The organism is Weissella koreensis KCTC 3621 (genome assembly GCF_000277645.1).
The window spans coordinates 1-17,892 of the sequence record NZ_AKGG01000004.1 but is presented as its reverse complement, the minus strand read 5'-3'; the positions used below and the strand labels follow the sequence as shown (position 1 = coordinate 17,892).

Genomic DNA, 17,892 nt, shown 5'->3' with positions numbered 1-17,892 from the left:
AATAAGAATCATTATTTTCTAAAAGCATGGCCTTTTAATTATACTGGTTCATTAATTGATCCATGGGTTGCCCTTGGACAAAATCCTGCATCATTTTTTTAGCCACTTCGATACTTTGATCTACTGTAATAGCATCGTCTTTATTAAATTTACCCAGCACAAAATTAATCACTGCTTGCTTTTCATGCTTTGGATGGGCAATTCCAAACTTTAATCGATTAAAGCTTTGAGTCCCCAGTTGGCTAATAATTGATTTAATTCCATTATGTCCCCCTGCAGATCCTTTAGTGCGTAGCCTTAAGCGACCTAATTCCATGTCCATATCATCTTGAATAATTAAAATATCTTCAATAGCTAGATTATAGTAGCTCATTAAAGGAGCTACCGCTTCACCGGATAAATTCATATACGTTGTTGGCTTAACTAAAAGGACCTTGTCTGTCCCAATCCAACCTTCAGCCACAAAAGCATGATGTGGTCCATCCTGTTTAAACTTAATTCCTAATTCTTGAGCAAATGCATCAATGGTCATAAACCCGACATTGTGCCGCGTTTGATCATATTCTTTTCCAATATTTCCTAAACCAACAATCATTTTCATTTTATTATCTTCTCACTATCCCATTGATTTTTATTGTTTAACTTCTATTTTCATTAAACTTTTGCCCAATTTAAAATTTTCTGATATAAATAATTATTTTACTTAAATTTATTTTAACTTCCATTGAAAAATCCCAAACAAATCATCAAGTACATTCAAATTTAGTCGTTCTTTTAAATGGACAAGCTTAAAAAGATTATATGCTTAATATTGTACCATTCTATCCTATGCGATGTGCCTTCTAACTTAGCTCTAAAGTTATTCGTCATTGTTTGATTCAAATATAAATCAGCTTAAATTGTACCTCATTAAAATTAATCATTGACAAATTTTAAAATATTATTTATTTTCATGATGCTTTCTTTTACTTTATGCTATTCCATGTTAAAATTATTAGATTAAGATTAGAGAAAGAGGATAATATGCTGGAATCACTTATTAAATCTAAAGATGAATTAGTTACAGTTTCCGAAGATGCATCCTTGGAAGATGCTCTCCGAATTTTTGAGACTACCTCATTTCGAGCTATTCCAATTTTAGATACTACTGGAACATTATTTCGTGGTGTTATTTATAAAATGCATATTTACCAAGCCCAAGCGCAACAAAGAGACCTTACCCAACCAGTAACTTCTGTGATGCGTAACATGACTAAATTCATCCAAATTGATGCAACTTTTTTTGAAACTTTTTTTGCACTTCAAGATCTACCCTTTATCTCCATTATTGATGAAAATCATAATTTCATTGGAATTCTAACTCATTCATCTATGATGAATATGTTAGCTTCATCTTGGCAAACTGAACAAGGGCGATACACGCTAACTTTACTAACCGATGGAGAACGCGGTAGTTTAGAACGGGCTGCCAAATATGTTTCTCGCTATTCGACTATTTCCAGCGCTGTTTCTCTAGATCCCGATCAAAATGCCCTAACTCACCGGATTATTTTTACTCTACCAAATCAAGTTGATGAAGATGTGCTTTCTAAAATTATCAAATTATTATCGCGAAAAGGTTTCCGCTTAGAATCAATTGAAGACCTTAATAAGCAATCATATTTAAGTTAAGAATAAAATTTAAAATAATGGTGATTAATTTATTTAAAGATTGAATTTATCATAATATAAAATATAGTTCATATTAAAGTAATCAAAATTTTAAAAGGTCGGAATTTTATTCCGACCTTTTTTATTATTGTTTAAAAAATAAAAACCTTAAACAGTCGCCCATAGCACCGCTTAAAGTCTCTTTACAATTAATTCTTATATTTAATCTTTTTGTTTTGGTTGGAGAACTTTTGCCTTCATTTGTGTTGGATACAAAATTTCAACCTTAACTGCTGGTTGCTTCAAATTTTTACCATGAAAATTCAAAGAATTTGATTCCATTATCAAGCCTATGAACATCATCAATGATACTAGTAAGGTCAAAATACTAATTAAAATTTCCCACCAATTATTCCATAACATATCATTACGTCCAAGAATAAAATTCAAAATAACTATAACCCAGATAACCCAAGTATCTAATCCGGTATCTCGCAAACGACGAACTGTTAGAGCTGTACTTGGAATAATCAAAATAATTCCAATCACCAATGTCAAAACAAAGAATCCTATAATATTATTATAGATTAATCGTTCAAATTGATTAGTTCCAGCATGATGTACTAACATATACATCGAACCAGCTAATCCGCCCAATAATATCACAAGACCAATAATGGCCCATAAAACCATCCACCAAAATTCAGCCCGAGTTGATCGTCCCTTGAAATCAAACCCACGACGCCAATAATTTTTAAATGCTTGCCAAAAAGAAACCATTCAATCACCCCCTAAATATGATATATATTATCTTAACATGATAATTAAATAAACATTATTTGAGCCTACAAGTTAAAAGCTTTCCACCACTTAATAAGACTTTGTTGAACTCAATATAATCCTCCAACTACTTAAATTTGATAAGGAAATAAAAACGCCTTGAAAATTAATTCAAAGCGTATCATTTGATAAAAATTTAATTATCAATATACTTTGCCAAGACAGCATTAACTTGTTTAATAGGGTGATAACCGACTAAACGTTCAACAATTTCACCATCTTTTTTAATCAACAAAGTTGGGATTGCTTGAATTCCAAGTTCTTCTGAAGTGGCAGGATTTTCATCAACATCCATCTTTGCAAAATAAACTTCTGGATGTTGCTCAGAAACAGCTTCAATTACTGGGCTTTGCATCTTACATGGTCCACACCATGTCGCCCACATATCAACCAAGGAAACACCTTGACCGGTTTTTTGTGCAAAATCTTGATCGTTAACTACTTCTACTGTCATAATAAAACTCCTCCATTATGGGTTATTCCATCAAAAAGTCGTTCATCTATTTGTTTCCTCTATTCTGAAGGAATTAAGTTATAACGTCAAGTTTTTCTTACTAAATGTTAGTTAGATGCTAATTCCGACCAATTCAGATCGCTGCTCCATTTCTCCCGCCCGTTGAATTTGCAAAGTTTGTGCATCATTAATTTCAGTATATAATTCTGCTGCCAAAGCCTGTGGAATTTTATGGGCTTCAACACCCTGTTGAACAAAGGTAAATTCATATTGAAAAGCACGTAAGAATAAATTATTATCCACTTCCACCGCTTGTTTATAATCACGGCGAATTCGGTTGAAAAACGTTTCCATGCTCTTCCGAACCATATCAATAGATTGATTATCCCCATGTCCCGTTCGAAGACGCTCTTCCATAATTCCATTAATCTTTTGATCTGTTTGTTTAGCAACTTCTTCGTTTAAATCAAGTAACTCATTTTGCATGTTTTTCCAATTATCAAGCATTTCTTGACGTGATAAATTTTTGAATTGTTCATATTTAGCACGATTCTGTTTAATTTGGCGTTTTTGTTTTGGACTAAAATCATAGTGAGATCTTTGATCATTCACATCCTGTTGAGCATGCCATTTAATTTCATGGAGTAAATGTTTAATATTTCGACGCATCCGTTTTCTTTGAACTTTTCCTAATCTATTGTGTAAATGCTTATCTCCATTTGTTCGAATTCGATCAACCATCTTTTCATAAATTGTAATCGTTTGCTTACTATAACGACTTCGCACATCAGAACTATGAATATAATCACTCACGAAATCTTTCATATCAATCATTTCAGTTTGATACAATTGCGTAACCACTTCGCGCTTGGCGGTACCCCAACCTTTTTGGGATAGAAGTTGTGAAGTTAATGCTTCACGAACTGAACGGTCTTCAATTTGTCCTCGTATTTGTAAAATCGCAAAATCGACCATTTTACCACGGAAGTGATTTAATTCCTCTGCTGTATAATCTTCTTTTTTGACCGGTAACAATATCGGCAAAACAATCGCACTAACCAACATACTAAATAGAATTACAATTGAGGCAACAATGATTAATTCTTCACGGTATGGAAAAGCGACACCACCAATTCCTTTAGGTAAAGAAAAGGCCATGGCCAAGGTCATAGTTCCATGAATTCCACTTACTGCAAAGACTTTTGAATAAAAGGTATGTTGTTTTGTATTGTTTGCCCCAAATAAAATCTGTGCTGAGCCTTCATGCTCCCATTGGGCCCAAATATAACGAATTAAGAACATCATTACATAAATAATACCGCTTAAGCCTAATAATAGTAAAATGGTCGAATTATCCATTTTGAAAAACTTGCGTGCGACATCTGGTAATGCAATCCCCAAGAACAAAAAGACAACGCTGTTTAGTATTTCTGAAATTGTTGACCAGATAATACTTTGGCTGACTTGAACTCGAGTTGATGACAATCGCAATCTATTAGCTTCCCAATTGTGAATAATCCCCGTAGCTACTACCGCCAAGATTCCAGATGTGCCAAAATGTTCGGCAATTAAATAAATGACGAACGGCGTCAAAAGACTGATTGGAATGATTGAAATTTCTGGTTGATCAACCCAAAAATTCAAATTAACTCGTAGCATGACAATTAACCAACCACCAATCAATCCGATTAAAATTCCACCAATTGCGACAAAAAGGAAATGGTTAATTCCACCAATAATTGATAAATTTTGATTACCTAGGACTGATAGGGCTAAATCTAAAATCACCAATCCTGTTGCATCGTTGAATAATGATTCTAGCTCTAAAGCCTCACCAACTCCACTAGGCATTTCACTTCCACTAGTCATTGACTTAACAGCAACTGCATCAGTTGGTGTTACAATGGCTGCTAAAGCAATCGCCATCGGTAATGTCCACTTCGTCTCGATAAAATTAGTCATAAGTCCAACAATCAACACCGTTGCGGCCGCCAATACTACTGATAGTACGAAAATCAAACTAAATCGTTCTCGAATTTTTTTAATTGATTGTCTTTGTCCATCCACAAACATCAAAGGCGCAATAATAGCGACCATAAAAAACTCTGGCTCTAATTCAAATCCATTAAATATTTTAGTATATGATAATAAAATACCAACTAAAATTAAAATAAACGCTTCAGGAATTTTAGGAATAAATTGTTTAACAATATTTGTTCCCACCACCCCAATAACTAATAACGCTACGATATAATACACTCCTAATACCTCCAATTTATTATTTCCAACAAAATAAAAGAGTGTGATAAATCCCTTTAAAACTATAAACTAGCGTATTTTTTCAATTTAACTTATACAAATTAAATTTAGAATACGGTAATTAATGATTTTTTAACTCCATAACAAAGAGGCCGAGATCATTTTGTCTCAGCCTCTAAATGATTATTTTTGATTATCGGGGGTAACATCTTTAACCCCTGGATGTCCAAAATCATTATTATAAATGTCTTGTGAATTTTTTTGCTTATTTCTTTCACTTTTTTGACGGAATTGATAATAGCTATAGTTCGCTTGATTACCATTTTCCATTGTTTGCCTGATTTTTCGACGTAAAAACCAATAAATTAAGAATACTATTGCTAATCCAATTAAAATTAGCCAACCTATGATTCTAAATATGACACCAATTACGCCGAATGCGATGTGAAAGACTGGCATACCCACACTAAGTAATACACATGCCAACAACAGCCATAACATCCCTTGCATAAATCGACTCATTAATGTTACCTTCCTTTTCTGATTATATATTGCAACAATTCTCAACTTATAACTATTTATATAAATCACCTTTTTACAATTAATTTTACTTAAATTACTTCATTTAAGTGTTATTAGTATAACTACCACCCAAATATTTGTCTATTATTTTTACTTATCCGGTTGTTTTTTATGTCTTAATGGTAAAGCAATATCAAAGGTTGTTCCATGCGGAATAGTATCTTCAACATTAATTTTACCTCCGTGCCCTTCTACAATCCATTGCACAATAGATAGTCCCAACCCATGACCGCCACTTGCTCGTGATCGTGATTTATCGACCCGATAAAAACGATCAAACAAATGTTTTTTATCTTCAGCTGAAATTCCTTCCCCATTATCAATAATTTTAATTCGCGCCGTACTACGTAATTTTTTCAATTGAATAGTAATCGTTGTATTCTCGTCTGTATACTTATGTGCATTATCAACTAAATTAAGAATTAATTGCCTTAACCTTTGACCATCCCCATCAATAATTAATTCCTCGGGTATTTCAAAATTCAAATTTTGATTTTTTTCCTTAAATTGAATCTCTAAAATTTCACTGACTTCCTTAATAATTCCCACTAAATCAGTAGGTTTAAAATCAAACATCGTCACTTCTGCATCAGCCTGTGCTAATTTCAACATATCCGCTGTTAACTTGTTTAAATGTCTGACCTCAGTCAATGAATTAGCCACATTTTCTACTTGATCCATTACTGAATCATTAGGATGTTCAAGCATCGTCTCCAATTTATTTTGAATTACCGTCATTGGCGTTTTAAATTCATGTGCCGCATCCGCCACAAATCTGCGCTGTTGTTTTAATGCGCGCGTGATTGGAATCATATTCGTACGAGCTAAAATAAAGGCCATAAGCAATAATAAAACTTCAGACGTTCCCATAATCAATAATAAACGACTTGAAAAGCGTTCCACCATATCATGTTCAACCCCAATATTTTGGTATGAAACCATGGTCCCGCGTTTATAAAACATATACCAACTTTGGTTGAAATATTTAATATATACTCGATTTTCTTTAGGTAAAAATACTTTTTGTCCATGTAAGTAGCTATTACTAATTACATTTTCTCCACTATTTAATAGATTCGCCTGATTAGAATCAAATGGTTGCTTCACCCGCATAATTGGGTTACTGTAAACCACTTCTCTAAATTGCCTGCCAATGAAGGAACCAACAGCCCCGAAAACCACCGTAAAGCCGACTGCGATCAAGATGGTTACCTTCATTTGTGTTGACATGGCCTTCCTTAATCGATGCATTCGATTAAAAAAACCGTTGTTTGTAACTTTATCGATCATAAAGTGTCCTCATCAATGACATTCAAGGTGTACCCTACATTTCGTAAGGTTTTAATTTGCAAATTTGCGCCAGCAATCCGAAGGTTTTTACGTAGATTCGACATATACACCTCGACCACCGTCAAAGATGTCTCAGAATCAAAACCCCACAAACGATCAAAAATTTGATCTTTTGTAACAATTTGATCTTGATGCTGAATTAAATAAACTAATAGCCCAAATTCACGCCCCTGAACATTAACTTGTTCTTCATTCACCATTACTTGATGCTTATCAATACTAATTTCAACATTTCCAACTTTCAAAGAGCCTTCATCCCCGATTAAACCAACATGTCTTAATAAAGTTTTGGCACGAACTAAAAGTTCTTCTTTATAGAAGGGTTTAGTAATATATTCATCTGCACCAAGATTGAAACCATGCATTTTATCTTCTAAATCATCTTTGGCTGTTAACATTAAAATTGGCAATTTAGGTAACTCAACTCGGGCTCGCTTCAAGACGGTAAAGCCATCCATTTCCGGTAACATAACATCCAAAATGACTAAATCGTATATTCCAGATAAAATTTCAAAGAGCCCTTCTTGACCATCATAAATTTGAGTTGTTTCACCCAAACTATCCACTGTGATTTTGATCGTATCACTTAAAGCCTTGTCGTCTTCGATAATTAATATTTTTACTGATTGAGTTCCCATTGTTGTGCTCCTAAATTGTTTTTCTTCTATCTTACAAATCAAACCTTAAAACATTCATTATCTTACTAATAAAATCAATTATTAATCACTCAATCGAGTTACTTGCGGGCGATCATTTTCAAAATCATCATCTGCCTCAAAATTACTTACTTCAGAATGTGGTGTAAAATTAGTCACCAAATTCTTATTTTCAGATCCTAAAACATTTTGTAAAACCTGCTGTAATTGCTTTAATTCATCATGTGTTAATCCTACACCTTTACCCATTTTATTATGGTCAGGGCTCCAAGAGCGAAGATCAAACTTGGGCTGATTATCTCCCCATTGAACTAAATTTAGTTCTAAGTTCCATCCAGATTTACTAGTAGATAATATTCCAAACTTCTCAATAATCTCAAACTTCAGCTTTCCACGTTCAGCCATTTATTTGCCTCCTTCTCCTCAAGAAAAGTTTTTATCCGATCTTTATTGTTTATTTCTGTTCTAAACAAACCCCATGTCATGCGCCACTGAAGTTTGCAATAATTTAGTGATCTTTTCAACATCATCCGTGTAAGCCAAAACCCACATTAATTTAGCAACAATTGCTTCAGTATTCATATCACCAGCTGTAATTCCACCAGCCTCTACTACGCGTTGACCCACTTCATATAACGATATATCTTGTCCCTCTTCCAAAATTTGGGTTGTAATCACAACTGGAATTCCTGCATCCGTCAAACTTTGAATTCCAGGCAATAAGTTACGTCGTTCAAATGGTAATCCGCCATTTCCGAAGCTTTCAATAATCACACCATGCGCGTGGGTCTTCAGATAATCAAAAATATCTACGGTCATACCAGGAAAGGCTTTTAACATAAATATATTTGTATCTAAGGACAAACTATTGGTTTGAAGTGGCAATGTTTCAGGCTCTGGCTGGAATAATTGATTAACCTTACCGTGCATCATCCGGGCAACGTAGGGATAATTAATTGATTCAAAAGCATCGTAACTTTGAGTTTTAGTCTTAACCGCCCTAGTCCCGACCATTGCTAAGCCATTAAAGACAATAAAGACACCCTTTAATTCGGTATCATGAATAAATAATAATGCATCTTGTAAATTTGATTCTGCATCAGTATATTGCATTCCCAATGGAATTTGTGAACCCGTTAATACTACTGGCTTGTCAAACCCATATAAAAGATATGATAAAGCTGAAGCAGTATATGCCATTGTATCAGTACCATGCGTTATGATGAATCCATCATAATTTTCTGCATGTTCCTGGATTGATTGCGCAATCAATATCCAGTCTTCAGGCTGCATATTAGTTGAATCTTTGGCCATTAAATCTAAAACTGATAATTCAACCTCAGGTTCTGGTTTAAAAAAAGCAATTAATTCATCGGCTGACATATTAGGAGCCAATCCTTTTTCTGTGGCGGCTGATGCAATCGTTCCACCGGTCGTAATTACTAAATATTTTTTATTCATGTGCTATCCGTGCCTCCGCTGCTGCAGCTACCGCCGCTACCAAATCGTCAATAAAAGTATTAACGCGTCCGCCATTTTTTTGAATGTCATTTAATTGACCAATTACTCCTGGTTTAGTTCGATCTAAAAAGCCAAAATTAGTCCATGAAATCGTTCCATAAACACCCAAAATAGCCATGACCATATTTTCATCAGTTCCATAGGTCTTATGATCAGTTTTAATACGAGATGCTAAAGGTTCTGGTAAAGCTCCCGCCTCGGCTAAATCATCAAGGGCAATCCCAGTCATTACAGCATCTTGAACTTCAGTTTTACGTAAAACATGTTTTACACTATCTAGCGATACATCGATCGTTAGCTCTGGTATATAGTCGGCTTGTCCAGCCTGTACTAAGACCGCAATATCTTTTAAATTTACACCATGTTTTTCAAACAAATCCACTACTACTTGATAATTATCAGTCTCAACTAAGTCCATACTACTAACTCCTCGTTCTCACATTTATTCGATACCTTCAACTTACATGTTGAAAATATTTATTAACTTCATTTTACCATTTAACGCTATTCAATAACTAATGTTAAAGGGTTCATTTTAAACCGCTAACTAGATCAAAATAAATGCATTAACCAGCGTTACAATTTAACTATAGCTGTTAAACATAGTTGACACAACGTTTACGCCTTTCAACTACTAATCTTATTAATAAAAAAGAAGTTGAAACAATTCTGTCTCAACTTCTATAAATTCATTCTAAAGCTCAAAGGTTCTTCATTTGAAGCTTAACCTAATTTAATTCTCTTAGAAAATTTTAGCATATATCTTTTAATATAATTAGTCTTCTGTCTTCAACAAGTACTTTGCAGCAACAGCAGCAAGTGCTCCACCAGCCAATGGGCCAATGATATATGCTGCCATGTTAGTCAAGGCTCCAGTACTTCCCATGAAGGCCAAGATAACAGCTGGTGCCAATGAGCGAGCAGGGTTCAAACCAGCTCCAGTCAAACCAACACCTAAGACGATTAATCCAGTCAAAGTCAATCCAATTGCGATTGGAGCAAATTGTTGTCCCAATTCATTTTTTGGAGCAGTGATGGCCATAATTGCCAAGACAAAGATAAATGTCAAAATGAATTCAATCCAAGTAGCTCCCAAAACAGTAATTGGTGACTGGAAATTAGTAGCCCCCAAACCAGTCATAACCATTTGGCTCTTTGTAGCACTCAATGATGACATCAATGAAACTACGATACCTGAACCAACAAAGGCACCTAAGATTTGGGCCACAATGTAACCAAGGAAGTCGCGCCAAGTAATCCGCTTATTGATTGCCATTCCCAAAGAAATAGCTGGATTGAAGTGTGCTCCTGAAATATTACCAAAGGCGTAAGCTCCAACGATTACGGCAAAACCAAAGGCCAAGGCAATTGGCATTGCTCCAAATGAAGTTCCTCCGAAGACAACACTACCAGTACCAAAAGTAACCAGAATCATTGTTCCAATAAACTCTGCAATATATTTACGCATTTAAAAATCCCCCTTTTAATATTAAAAATATAATAGCTCTTAAAACTATATTATACCATACACCTTAAATTTAACTTGGATCACCAAATTATAAGTGAATTTGATGTATTTTTACCGACCAATTAATTTTCCAGCAGCTTCATCTAAATTAAACCACATAGCATCAGCATTGGCGCGGAATTGTTCCACCCAACTCAACTGATTGTCAACGGGTTCTACTAAACCAATTTGTTCTTCGCCAAAGCCAATCACATCTAATCCAGTAAAGGCTGGGTTCCAATGAACTGTATAATAATGTCCTGACATTCGTTCATCCAATAATGATTGGAACCCATTTTTAATTGATTCCTTAATCACATCTTCTTCAGCAACTTCAAACCCTGTTTGTTGCATCATCACAACTTGAGTTTGAACTTCTTCCATCGTTTCTGGAATCTTATTGATATTATCCATATTATTTCCTTCTTTCAATGTCGACAAATATAACATTTATTCTATTACAATACATTAATAAAACTCAGGTCATTAATAATTTTAACAAAATTCTAATGTATAATGGTACTTATTATCTTAAATTGAAAAGGAGATTACAAATGACAGATGCAGTTACAGCGCATGAAATGCAACAATATGATCAATATACTATTAATGAAATTGGCGTTCCGTCCCTTGTTTTAATGGAACGTGCCGCTTTGGCTGGGATCGAAGTCTTAGGAGCTGGTCAATTTGACCTATCACAAGTCTTGGTTATCGCTGGACTAGGCAATAACGGTGGCGATGGTGTTGCCTTAGCTCGTTTATTAATGCAAAAAGGAGTCCCTGTTGATTTGCTTTTTGTTGGTGACGAAAATCGTGCCGCACATAATAACGCCATTCAATTAGAAGTTGCTAAAAAATATGGATTAAACCCTGTTAATAGGGTCAAAGACTTCCGTCAATACACCGTTATCGTTGATGCTTTATTTGGAATCGGCCTCTCAAAACCAGTTCCCATCAAATTAGGTGAAATGATTAAACGAGTTAACGCCGCTAATATTCCCGTTGTTGCCATTGACGTCCCCTCAGGAATTAATGCAACTACTGGTGAGATCATGGGGTCTGCTATCCGAGCCACTGCAACGGTTACTTTTGCTTACCCTAAAACGGGACTACTACAAGGAGAAGGGGTGAAACGTTCTGGATCAATATTTGTAAAAGATATTGGAATTTATTCACCTACTGAATTACATCAATTTAATCCTGAGATTGAGGAGAATTAATAATGAATATTACTTTAATCGGGGCAGGACCTCGAAACCTAGCTTTGTTGCCTCGGCTAATTGCCCATGCCAATCAATCTTCACAAGCAACTAACATTAAAATAATTGATCCCTTTGGTATTGGTGGACGCGTTTGGCGTGTTGAACAAGACCCTAATTTTCTAATGAACACGGTCACTTCTCAGTTGACACTATTTACTGATGACACCATTCAAACTTATGCCCCCGTAATTTTAGGTCCCAATTTCTATCAATGGGCTAAGCAATACGGAATCGCATATATTCAAAAGAATAATTTCATGAATGCCGAATCTTTTTTTGACGAAATTGCTAAAATCAATCCTAATCGCTTTAGTTCACGAGCCCTTTTTGGTGTCTACACTAAATGGTTCTATGATCAGTTATTAACCGATTTGCCACAACACATTCACATTCAATTTATTCAACAATCAGTGACTGAAGTTCATCCATTAGCTTCAAAACAATTTAATATCACAATTAAAGATGGTCAAAATTTCACTACGGATGAAGTAGTCATGGCTTTAGGCCATGTGGACCAGTCACAGAGTCTTGAAGAAATTAATTTAGCTGATTATGCCAAAGATAAGCAATTAACATATGTACCAGCAGGTCATCCTTCAGAAGCTAATCTACAACAAATTAAATCTAATGAGCCTGTTATTTTACGTGGTTTAGGACTCAGTTTCTTTGATTACATAGCTAAATTAACGATTGGTCGAGGTGGTAAATTCATTCGCAACCAAGATGCGGAGTTGATTTATCAACCATCCGGACAAGAACCAAAAATAATTGCTGGATCTCGTCACGGAATTCCTCTGCACGCCCGTGGAACCAATCAAAAAATCAGCGGAAATGGTTATCAACCTCGCTTCTTTACCCCCGCAACTTTAGATCATTTTGCGGAGCAACATCATGGAGAAGTTACTTTTGACTTTTTCATGAAATTGATTAAAAAAGAAATTAGTTATAAACACTATTTGAATATTATCAGTGATTTAGCGGTAACTTGGCCTTTTAATGCCAAAGAGTTTTTGGACGCTTTAGCTAATTCTAATGATATTGATACTACGGCGCATGAATGGGGATTACCCGAAGAGTTGATCATGGATTGGGATCTAATCTTGCATCCCTTTACCGATGCAACTGCCGAAAATTATCAAGAAGCTTTTATTTCATATTTAAAGTGGGATATTAATGATGCTAAACAGGGGAATGTCGATGCACCATATGCTGGGGCCTTTGATATTTTACGTGATATTCGTAGTGTTATTCGGCACTATGTCCTCACAAATTATCTAAATGATCAGGAATACCCTAAATTCTTGCGTGAATTCAATCCATTTAATAATATTATTTCAGTTGGCCCACCCGTTTTACGAGTTGAGCAAATGCACGCCTTAATGCAAGCTGGAATTTTAACAATTACGGGACCTCAAATTAAAATCACAACGCAACAAAATCAATTTGTTGCCACCGATGTATTTGGCAACCAGTATCCCGCCGTTCAACTGGTAGAAGCTCGTTTACATGGAATCAATATGAACACTAGTACTAATCCATTAGTTCAAAACTTGGTTAAAGACCAATTAATCAGTACTAAAACTTATCAAGAAGCTGACGGGACATCGTTTGAAGTCGGCGGTGCGATGATTAACAGAACCAATATGACCTTAGTTAGTCAGCAAAACCAAGAAATACCTGGATTAAGAATGTGGGGAGTTACCACTGAAGGTTGGTCATGGTTTACTACTTTTTCACCACGACCAAACGTTCATGACAAAATTTTACAAGATGCGGAAAATATTGCTAATACAATTTTTGCCAAATTATAAGCTTAACCTTCATCATTTTGTTTAAATTGAATATATATTTTTGAATTGGAGAAACTATGGACACGCTAACTTTAGATCGTTATCTTAAAAAATACGCTGACTTAATCATTTCAATTGGCGTTAATGTTCAACCTGGTCAAGATGTTATTATCTATGCTGCTATTGATCAACAAAAATTAGCTCATCTCGTTCTAGATGCCGCCTATCAAAAAGGTGCCACCCAAGTTCAAATTGAATGGAATGATCAATATCTAACCCATGAATTAATAAAGCATAGTGATCCCGATAAATTATCAATTGTACCAACCTCAACAACGATTCGTGCAAAAGAAATTGCTGATAAGCATACTGCACGTATCAGTATTATTTCAGAAGATCCAGATGCCCTAGGTGATTTGAATCAAAATGATGTTGCCAATTATTCTAAAGCCTTAGCCTATGCTAAAAAACCAGTAATGGATGCCACTATGAATAATGATTTATCATGGGTGGTTGTCGCTGCTTCTAGCCCTAAATGGGCCCATAAAGTTTTTCCTGATGTTAATTTATCTGAAGCGGTCGACCAGCTATGGAATAAAATTTTTGAATTCAATCGTATCACTTTAGAGAATGATCCAGTTGTCGCTTGGCAACAACATATTAAAAAATTATCAACGAAAGCTGCTTGGTTAAATCAAGAAAATTTCAAAGAAATACATTTCACTTCAAATCAAACCGACCTAACCGTTGGATTGGCTCAAGATCATGTTTGGGAAGGGGCTGATTCTTTTGATAAATCAGGGAACTACTTTACAGCTAACCTTCCTACTGAAGAAGTCTTTACGGCACCTGATTATCGTAATATTCACGGAGTTGTTAAAGCTACCAAGCCACTTTCATACGGAGGTGTTTTAATCAATGACATTGAACTAACTTTCGTTGATGGTCAAGTAACCAAAGCTACCGCTAGCTCAGGAGAAGATGTTTTACAACATCTAATCCAATCTGATGATGGAGCTAAGTCTCTGGGTGAGGTTTCATTAGTACCCAATCCCTCACCTATCTCCCAATCAGGAATTATTTTTTATAATACTTTGATTGATGAAAATGCATCCAATCATCTCGCTTTAGGTGCTGCTTACCCGTTTAATATTAATAACGGAACTCAAATGTCTGATGAACAACGTCAAAATAAAGGTGAAAACCTTTCAATTATTCATGTTGATTTCATGATGGGATCGGCTGATATGAACGTTGTTGGTATTAAATATGATGGTACAATCACGCCAATTTTTGAAAATGGTAACTGGATTTAACTTTTTAAAAATTAATCCTTGCATTGTGTAAAATATTTTGTTATGATTATATCTGTTGTTGAGTTACTTCAACGAACAGATATGGACAGCTAGCTCAGCTGGTAGAGCAACGGACTCTTAATCCGTAGGTCCAGGGTTCGAACCCCTGGCTGTCCACTAATGAAAAGCCGTTCCTGAAATTCAGGAACGGCTTTTTCTTTGTTTTAACCCTTATTCACATTAATTTCACAATTATGAATCATAAAATGATTTATAATTAAAAAATAATCTATATGTTTATTATCATCACAAATATTTGATACTTATTTTAAGTCTACCAATCGAAAAAACAGACCTAAAATAATAGTAATCTAATTGTTTCAATTAAATCACACTATAATTTGATAAACTTATACTATATCATTCCAAAAATAATTATTATTTTTATGCTCTTCAGTTCTCTTTAAGAAAGGTTTTCCGATGGAAGATTCAACTAAAAAAATTATATTACAATCAATTGGTGTCACAATAACTACAATTGGTACTTTTGGTACCATTACTAATCATCAAACCGCTTCAGCTGATAACGTTCAAGATTTTATTAGCCGCGTTAAAACAGGCGTTAAGTCTGCTTCTACTCGCTATAATACTTGGGGTTCAGTCATGATGGCTCAAGCTGCCTTGGAATCAGGATGGGGGAAATCAGATCTTGCTACACAAGCTAATAATTATTTTGGAATCAAGGGAACCTATAATGGCCAATCTGTCACGATGCGGACAGCTGAATATGATGCGAATGGTAACATTTATTATGTAGATGCCCAATTTAGAAAATATCCATCACCAACAGAATCAATGAATGATAATGGGAGCTTGATTCGAAATGGGACTTCATGGAACCATGCTTTCTATTCTGGATCTTGGAAAGAAAACGCAAAGTCATATCAGGCTGCAGCCAATGCTTTGAATGGTAAATACGCTACTGATCCAGGCTATGGTTCAAAACTGATTAACATTATTCAATATAATAAATTTGATAAAGTTGTTGATAATGTTACACCTGCTAAATACAAAGTCGGGCAACAAATTCAAATTAGCAATACCGCAAATCAGGCTAATAACTATAATTTACGCAGGCATCTCAACTGGGTTGGAACCGTTAAATCTACAAGCACCTCAAATTCAGGTTATACCTATTCTGTTGATTATGGTGATGGAACTCATGATGATAAAATTATGGAACAAAATTTAAAGTCAGCTCCCGCAGCAAAATTTAAAACAGGACAAAAAGTCCAAATTACCTTTAATGCCGGATATGAAACTAATGGGTATCCTCTTCAGAATCGACGTGGATCTGTTGGAACCATTAAATCAGTTAAAATTAAGAATCATGATCGCTCAAATTATGAATATTATATTAGTTACAGCGATGGAACCCATAATGACCATGTCGCTGAACAGGATATTTCAAGTCAAATTATAAACATTGCAACTAAATATAAAGTTGGGCAACAAGTTCAAATTAATAGTAACGCCACTAACGAGGCGAATGGTTATAATTTAAGAAATCATCAAAATTGGATTGGGACTATTCGGTCATTAGAGAAAACTTCAGCCTCAAACTCAAAATTTGCTTACTATATTGATTATGGCGATGGGACCCATAATGATCATGTTTTGGAGCAAGATTTAAAGGTAGCTCCCGCCGCTAAATTTAAAACGGGACAACAAGTTCAAATCACCTTTAATGCTGGATATGAAACTAATGGGTATTCCCTTCAGAATAGACGAGGCGCAATTGGAACCATTAAATCAGTTAAAATTAAGAATCATGATCGCTCAAATTATGAATATTATATTAGCTACAGCGATGGAACTCATAATGACCATGTTGCTGAACAGGATCTTTCAAGTCAAATTATAAACATTACAACTAAGTATAAAGTAGGGCAACAAGTCCAAATTAATAGTAACGCCACTAACGAGGCGAATGGTTATAATTTAAGAAATCATCAAAATTGGATTGGAACTATTCGGTCATTAGAAAAAACTTCAGCCTCAAACTCAAAATTTGCTTACTATGTTGATTATGGCGATGGAACCCATAACGATCATGTTTTGGAGCAAGATTTAAAGATAGCTCCTACGGCTAAATTTAAGACGGGACAACAAGTTAAAATCATTAATAATGCCGGATATGAAACTAATGGATACCTCCTTCAAAACCGACGGGGAACCATCGGAACAATAAAGTCAGTAAAAATTAAAAATCATGATCGCTCAAATTATGAATATTATATTAGCTATAGTAATGGAACCCATAATGATCATGTTGCTGAACAGGATTTAACCTATGATCTTTCAAATAATCGTATTATCGTTGATGAATTAACTAGCCAACAAAATAAATCATCTACATTTAACAAGAATAGTTCTATTTCATCCGATAATATAGATAACTCAAAATCATCTGAAAACTCATCAACTGTTCAAACTAGTTCGAAATCATCGGATAATAATATTAAATAAATTACGTAAGTTCATGATATTATATAATATCTAATAAGTATATTAAGTTAATCTTATTTTATTATTATTTTTAGATCATTCGATATATCCCAAAAGTAATAAATTAAACATGAATACAGTAACTATGTGTATTTTTATAACTGATTGGAAAATTTGGTTCAGTACTAAATTTTCCAACCAGTTTTTTTAATCTTATA

At 34.7% G+C, this 17,892-nt stretch carries 17 protein-coding genes and 1 tRNA gene; 6 read left to right on the top strand and 12 right to left on the bottom strand.

Translation table 11 applies throughout. The features are described 5' to 3' along the window. Positions 1 to 34: 34 nt before the first annotated feature. On the bottom strand, positions 35 to 601 hold the full coding sequence (pth, locus tag JC2156_RS00270; RefSeq protein ID WP_006844848.1) for an aminoacyl-tRNA hydrolase: 567 nt from the start codon (positions 599 to 601) through the stop codon (positions 35 to 37). A 422-nt stretch (positions 602 to 1,023) separates the two neighbouring features. Here pth and cbpA point away from each other — a divergent pair, with 422 nt between their 5' ends. Beyond that, positions 1,024 to 1,671: a cyclic di-AMP binding protein CbpA gene (cbpA, locus tag JC2156_RS00265; protein WP_006844847.1), complete on the top strand. Its 648-nt coding sequence runs from the start codon at positions 1,024 to 1,026 to the stop codon at positions 1,669 to 1,671. Between the two features lie 201 nt (positions 1,672 to 1,872). On the opposite strand, the gene JC2156_RS00260 is transcribed toward cbpA, so the two are convergent. The 11 genes from JC2156_RS00260 to JC2156_RS00210 all read right to left on the bottom strand — a co-directional run bounded on the left by JC2156_RS00260 (position 1,873) and on the right by JC2156_RS00210 (position 11,233). After that, on the bottom strand, positions 1,873 to 2,430 hold the full coding sequence (locus JC2156_RS00260; RefSeq protein WP_006844846.1) for a DUF805 domain-containing protein: 558 nt from the start codon (positions 2,428 to 2,430) through the stop codon (positions 1,873 to 1,875). Between the two features lie 196 nt (positions 2,431 to 2,626). Continuing rightward, positions 2,627 to 2,944 (bottom strand): thioredoxin, encoded by a 318-nt coding sequence (gene trxA, locus JC2156_RS00255; protein ID WP_006844845.1) that lies wholly within the window; start codon positions 2,942 to 2,944, stop codon positions 2,627 to 2,629. A gap of 111 nt (positions 2,945 to 3,055) precedes the next feature. Next, on the bottom strand, positions 3,056 to 5,203 hold the full coding sequence (locus JC2156_RS00250; protein ID WP_006844844.1) for a cation:proton antiporter: 2,148 nt from the start codon (positions 5,201 to 5,203) through the stop codon (positions 3,056 to 3,058). A 183-nt stretch (positions 5,204 to 5,386) separates the two neighbouring features. Then, the gene (locus JC2156_RS00245; protein ID WP_006844843.1) at positions 5,387 to 5,725 is read right to left on the bottom strand and encodes a hypothetical protein; all 339 of its coding nucleotides are present in this window, start codon (positions 5,723 to 5,725) and stop codon (positions 5,387 to 5,389) included. Between the two features lie 150 nt (positions 5,726 to 5,875). Beyond that, a complete protein-coding gene (locus JC2156_RS00240) occupies positions 5,876 to 7,075 on the bottom strand; it encodes a sensor histidine kinase (RefSeq protein WP_006844842.1) in 1,200 nt (399 codons plus the stop codon). Then, complete coding sequence (locus JC2156_RS00235; RefSeq protein ID WP_006844841.1) at positions 7,072 to 7,773, bottom strand: response regulator transcription factor; 702 nt, start codon at positions 7,771 to 7,773, stop codon at positions 7,072 to 7,074. The genes JC2156_RS00240 and JC2156_RS00235 overlap by 4 nt, the downstream gene beginning before the upstream one ends. A gap of 81 nt (positions 7,774 to 7,854) precedes the next feature. Next, the gene (locus tag JC2156_RS00230; protein WP_006844840.1) at positions 7,855 to 8,196 is read right to left on the bottom strand and encodes a YdbC family protein; all 342 of its coding nucleotides are present in this window, start codon (positions 8,194 to 8,196) and stop codon (positions 7,855 to 7,857) included. Positions 8,197 to 8,256: 60 nt separating this feature from the next. Beyond that, on the bottom strand, positions 8,257 to 9,252 hold the full coding sequence (locus JC2156_RS00225) for an asparaginase (protein WP_006844839.1): 996 nt from the start codon (positions 9,250 to 9,252) through the stop codon (positions 8,257 to 8,259). Then, complete coding sequence (locus JC2156_RS00220; protein ID WP_006844838.1) at positions 9,245 to 9,730, bottom strand: phosphatidylglycerophosphatase A family protein; 486 nt, start codon at positions 9,728 to 9,730, stop codon at positions 9,245 to 9,247. Before JC2156_RS00220 ends, JC2156_RS00225 begins: the two co-directional genes overlap by 8 nt. Before the next feature lie 357 nt (positions 9,731 to 10,087). Continuing rightward, the gene (locus tag JC2156_RS00215) at positions 10,088 to 10,780 is read right to left on the bottom strand and encodes an MIP/aquaporin family protein (RefSeq protein ID WP_006844837.1); all 693 of its coding nucleotides are present in this window, start codon (positions 10,778 to 10,780) and stop codon (positions 10,088 to 10,090) included. 111 nt (positions 10,781 to 10,891) lie between these two features. Next, positions 10,892 to 11,233, bottom strand: a complete 342-nt coding sequence (locus JC2156_RS00210) for a hypothetical protein (protein WP_006844836.1) — start codon at positions 11,231 to 11,233, stop codon at positions 10,892 to 10,894. Between the two features lie 140 nt (positions 11,234 to 11,373). On the opposite strand from JC2156_RS00210, the gene JC2156_RS00205 reads away from it, so the two are divergent. The 5 genes from JC2156_RS00205 to JC2156_RS00185 all read left to right on the top strand — a co-directional run bounded on the left by JC2156_RS00205 (position 11,374) and on the right by JC2156_RS00185 (position 17,695). Continuing rightward, the gene (locus tag JC2156_RS00205; RefSeq protein WP_006844835.1) at positions 11,374 to 12,039 is read left to right on the top strand and encodes an NAD(P)H-hydrate epimerase; all 666 of its coding nucleotides are present in this window, start codon (positions 11,374 to 11,376) and stop codon (positions 12,037 to 12,039) included. A 2-nt stretch (positions 12,040 to 12,041) separates the two neighbouring features. Continuing rightward, positions 12,042 to 13,892 carry an FAD/NAD(P)-binding protein gene (locus tag JC2156_RS00200; RefSeq protein ID WP_006844834.1) on the top strand — a complete coding sequence of 617 codons (1,851 nt, stop codon included), beginning with the start codon at positions 12,042 to 12,044 and terminating at the stop codon, positions 13,890 to 13,892. Positions 13,893 to 13,948: 56 nt separating this feature from the next. After that, positions 13,949 to 15,187, top strand: a complete 1,239-nt coding sequence (locus tag JC2156_RS00195) for an aminopeptidase (protein WP_006844833.1) — start codon at positions 13,949 to 13,951, stop codon at positions 15,185 to 15,187. Positions 15,188 to 15,270: 83 nt separating this feature from the next. Then, positions 15,271 to 15,343, top strand: a tRNA-Lys gene (locus tag JC2156_RS00190). Between the two features lie 303 nt (positions 15,344 to 15,646). After that, a complete protein-coding gene (locus tag JC2156_RS00185; protein ID WP_006844832.1) occupies positions 15,647 to 17,695 on the top strand; it encodes a glycoside hydrolase family 73 protein in 2,049 nt (682 codons plus the stop codon). Positions 17,696 to 17,892: the final 197 nt, after the last annotated feature.

Excerpts from the sequence above, each read along its gene's own strand:
- JC2156_RS00225 (WP_006844839.1), bottom strand. The coding sequence starts at position 9,252 with ATGAATAAAAAATATTTAGTAATTACGACCGGTGGAACGATTGCATCA.
- JC2156_RS00195 (WP_006844833.1), top strand. The coding sequence starts at position 13,949 with ATGGACACGCTAACTTTAGATCGTTATCTTAAAAAATACGCTGACTTA.
- trxA (WP_006844845.1), bottom strand. The coding sequence starts at position 2,944 with ATGACAGTAGAAGTAGTTAACGATCAAGATTTTGCACAAAAAACCGGT.
- JC2156_RS00220 (WP_006844838.1), bottom strand. The coding sequence starts at position 9,730 with ATGGACTTAGTTGAGACTGATAATTATCAAGTAGTAGTGGATTTGTTT.
- JC2156_RS00260 (WP_006844846.1), bottom strand. The coding sequence starts at position 2,430 with ATGGTTTCTTTTTGGCAAGCATTTAAAAATTATTGGCGTCGTGGGTTT.
- JC2156_RS00210 (WP_006844836.1), bottom strand. The coding sequence starts at position 11,233 with ATGGATAATATCAATAAGATTCCAGAAACGATGGAAGAAGTTCAAACT.
- JC2156_RS00230 (WP_006844840.1), bottom strand. The coding sequence starts at position 8,196 with ATGGCTGAACGTGGAAAGCTGAAGTTTGAGATTATTGAGAAGTTTGGA.
- JC2156_RS00185 (WP_006844832.1), top strand. The coding sequence starts at position 15,647 with ATGGAAGATTCAACTAAAAAAATTATATTACAATCAATTGGTGTCACA.
- JC2156_RS00245 (WP_006844843.1), bottom strand. The coding sequence starts at position 5,725 with ATGAGTCGATTTATGCAAGGGATGTTATGGCTGTTGTTGGCATGTGTA.
- cbpA (WP_006844847.1), top strand. The coding sequence starts at position 1,024 with ATGCTGGAATCACTTATTAAATCTAAAGATGAATTAGTTACAGTTTCC.
- JC2156_RS00200 (WP_006844834.1), top strand. The coding sequence starts at position 12,042 with ATGAATATTACTTTAATCGGGGCAGGACCTCGAAACCTAGCTTTGTTG.
- JC2156_RS00205 (WP_006844835.1), top strand. The coding sequence starts at position 11,374 with ATGACAGATGCAGTTACAGCGCATGAAATGCAACAATATGATCAATAT.
- pth (WP_006844848.1), bottom strand. The coding sequence starts at position 601 with ATGAAAATGATTGTTGGTTTAGGAAATATTGGAAAAGAATATGATCAA.
- JC2156_RS00215 (WP_006844837.1), bottom strand. The coding sequence starts at position 10,780 with ATGCGTAAATATATTGCAGAGTTTATTGGAACAATGATTCTGGTTACT.
- JC2156_RS00240 (WP_006844842.1), bottom strand. The coding sequence starts at position 7,075 with ATGATCGATAAAGTTACAAACAACGGTTTTTTTAATCGAATGCATCGA.
- JC2156_RS00235 (WP_006844841.1), bottom strand. The coding sequence starts at position 7,773 with ATGGGAACTCAATCAGTAAAAATATTAATTATCGAAGACGACAAGGCT.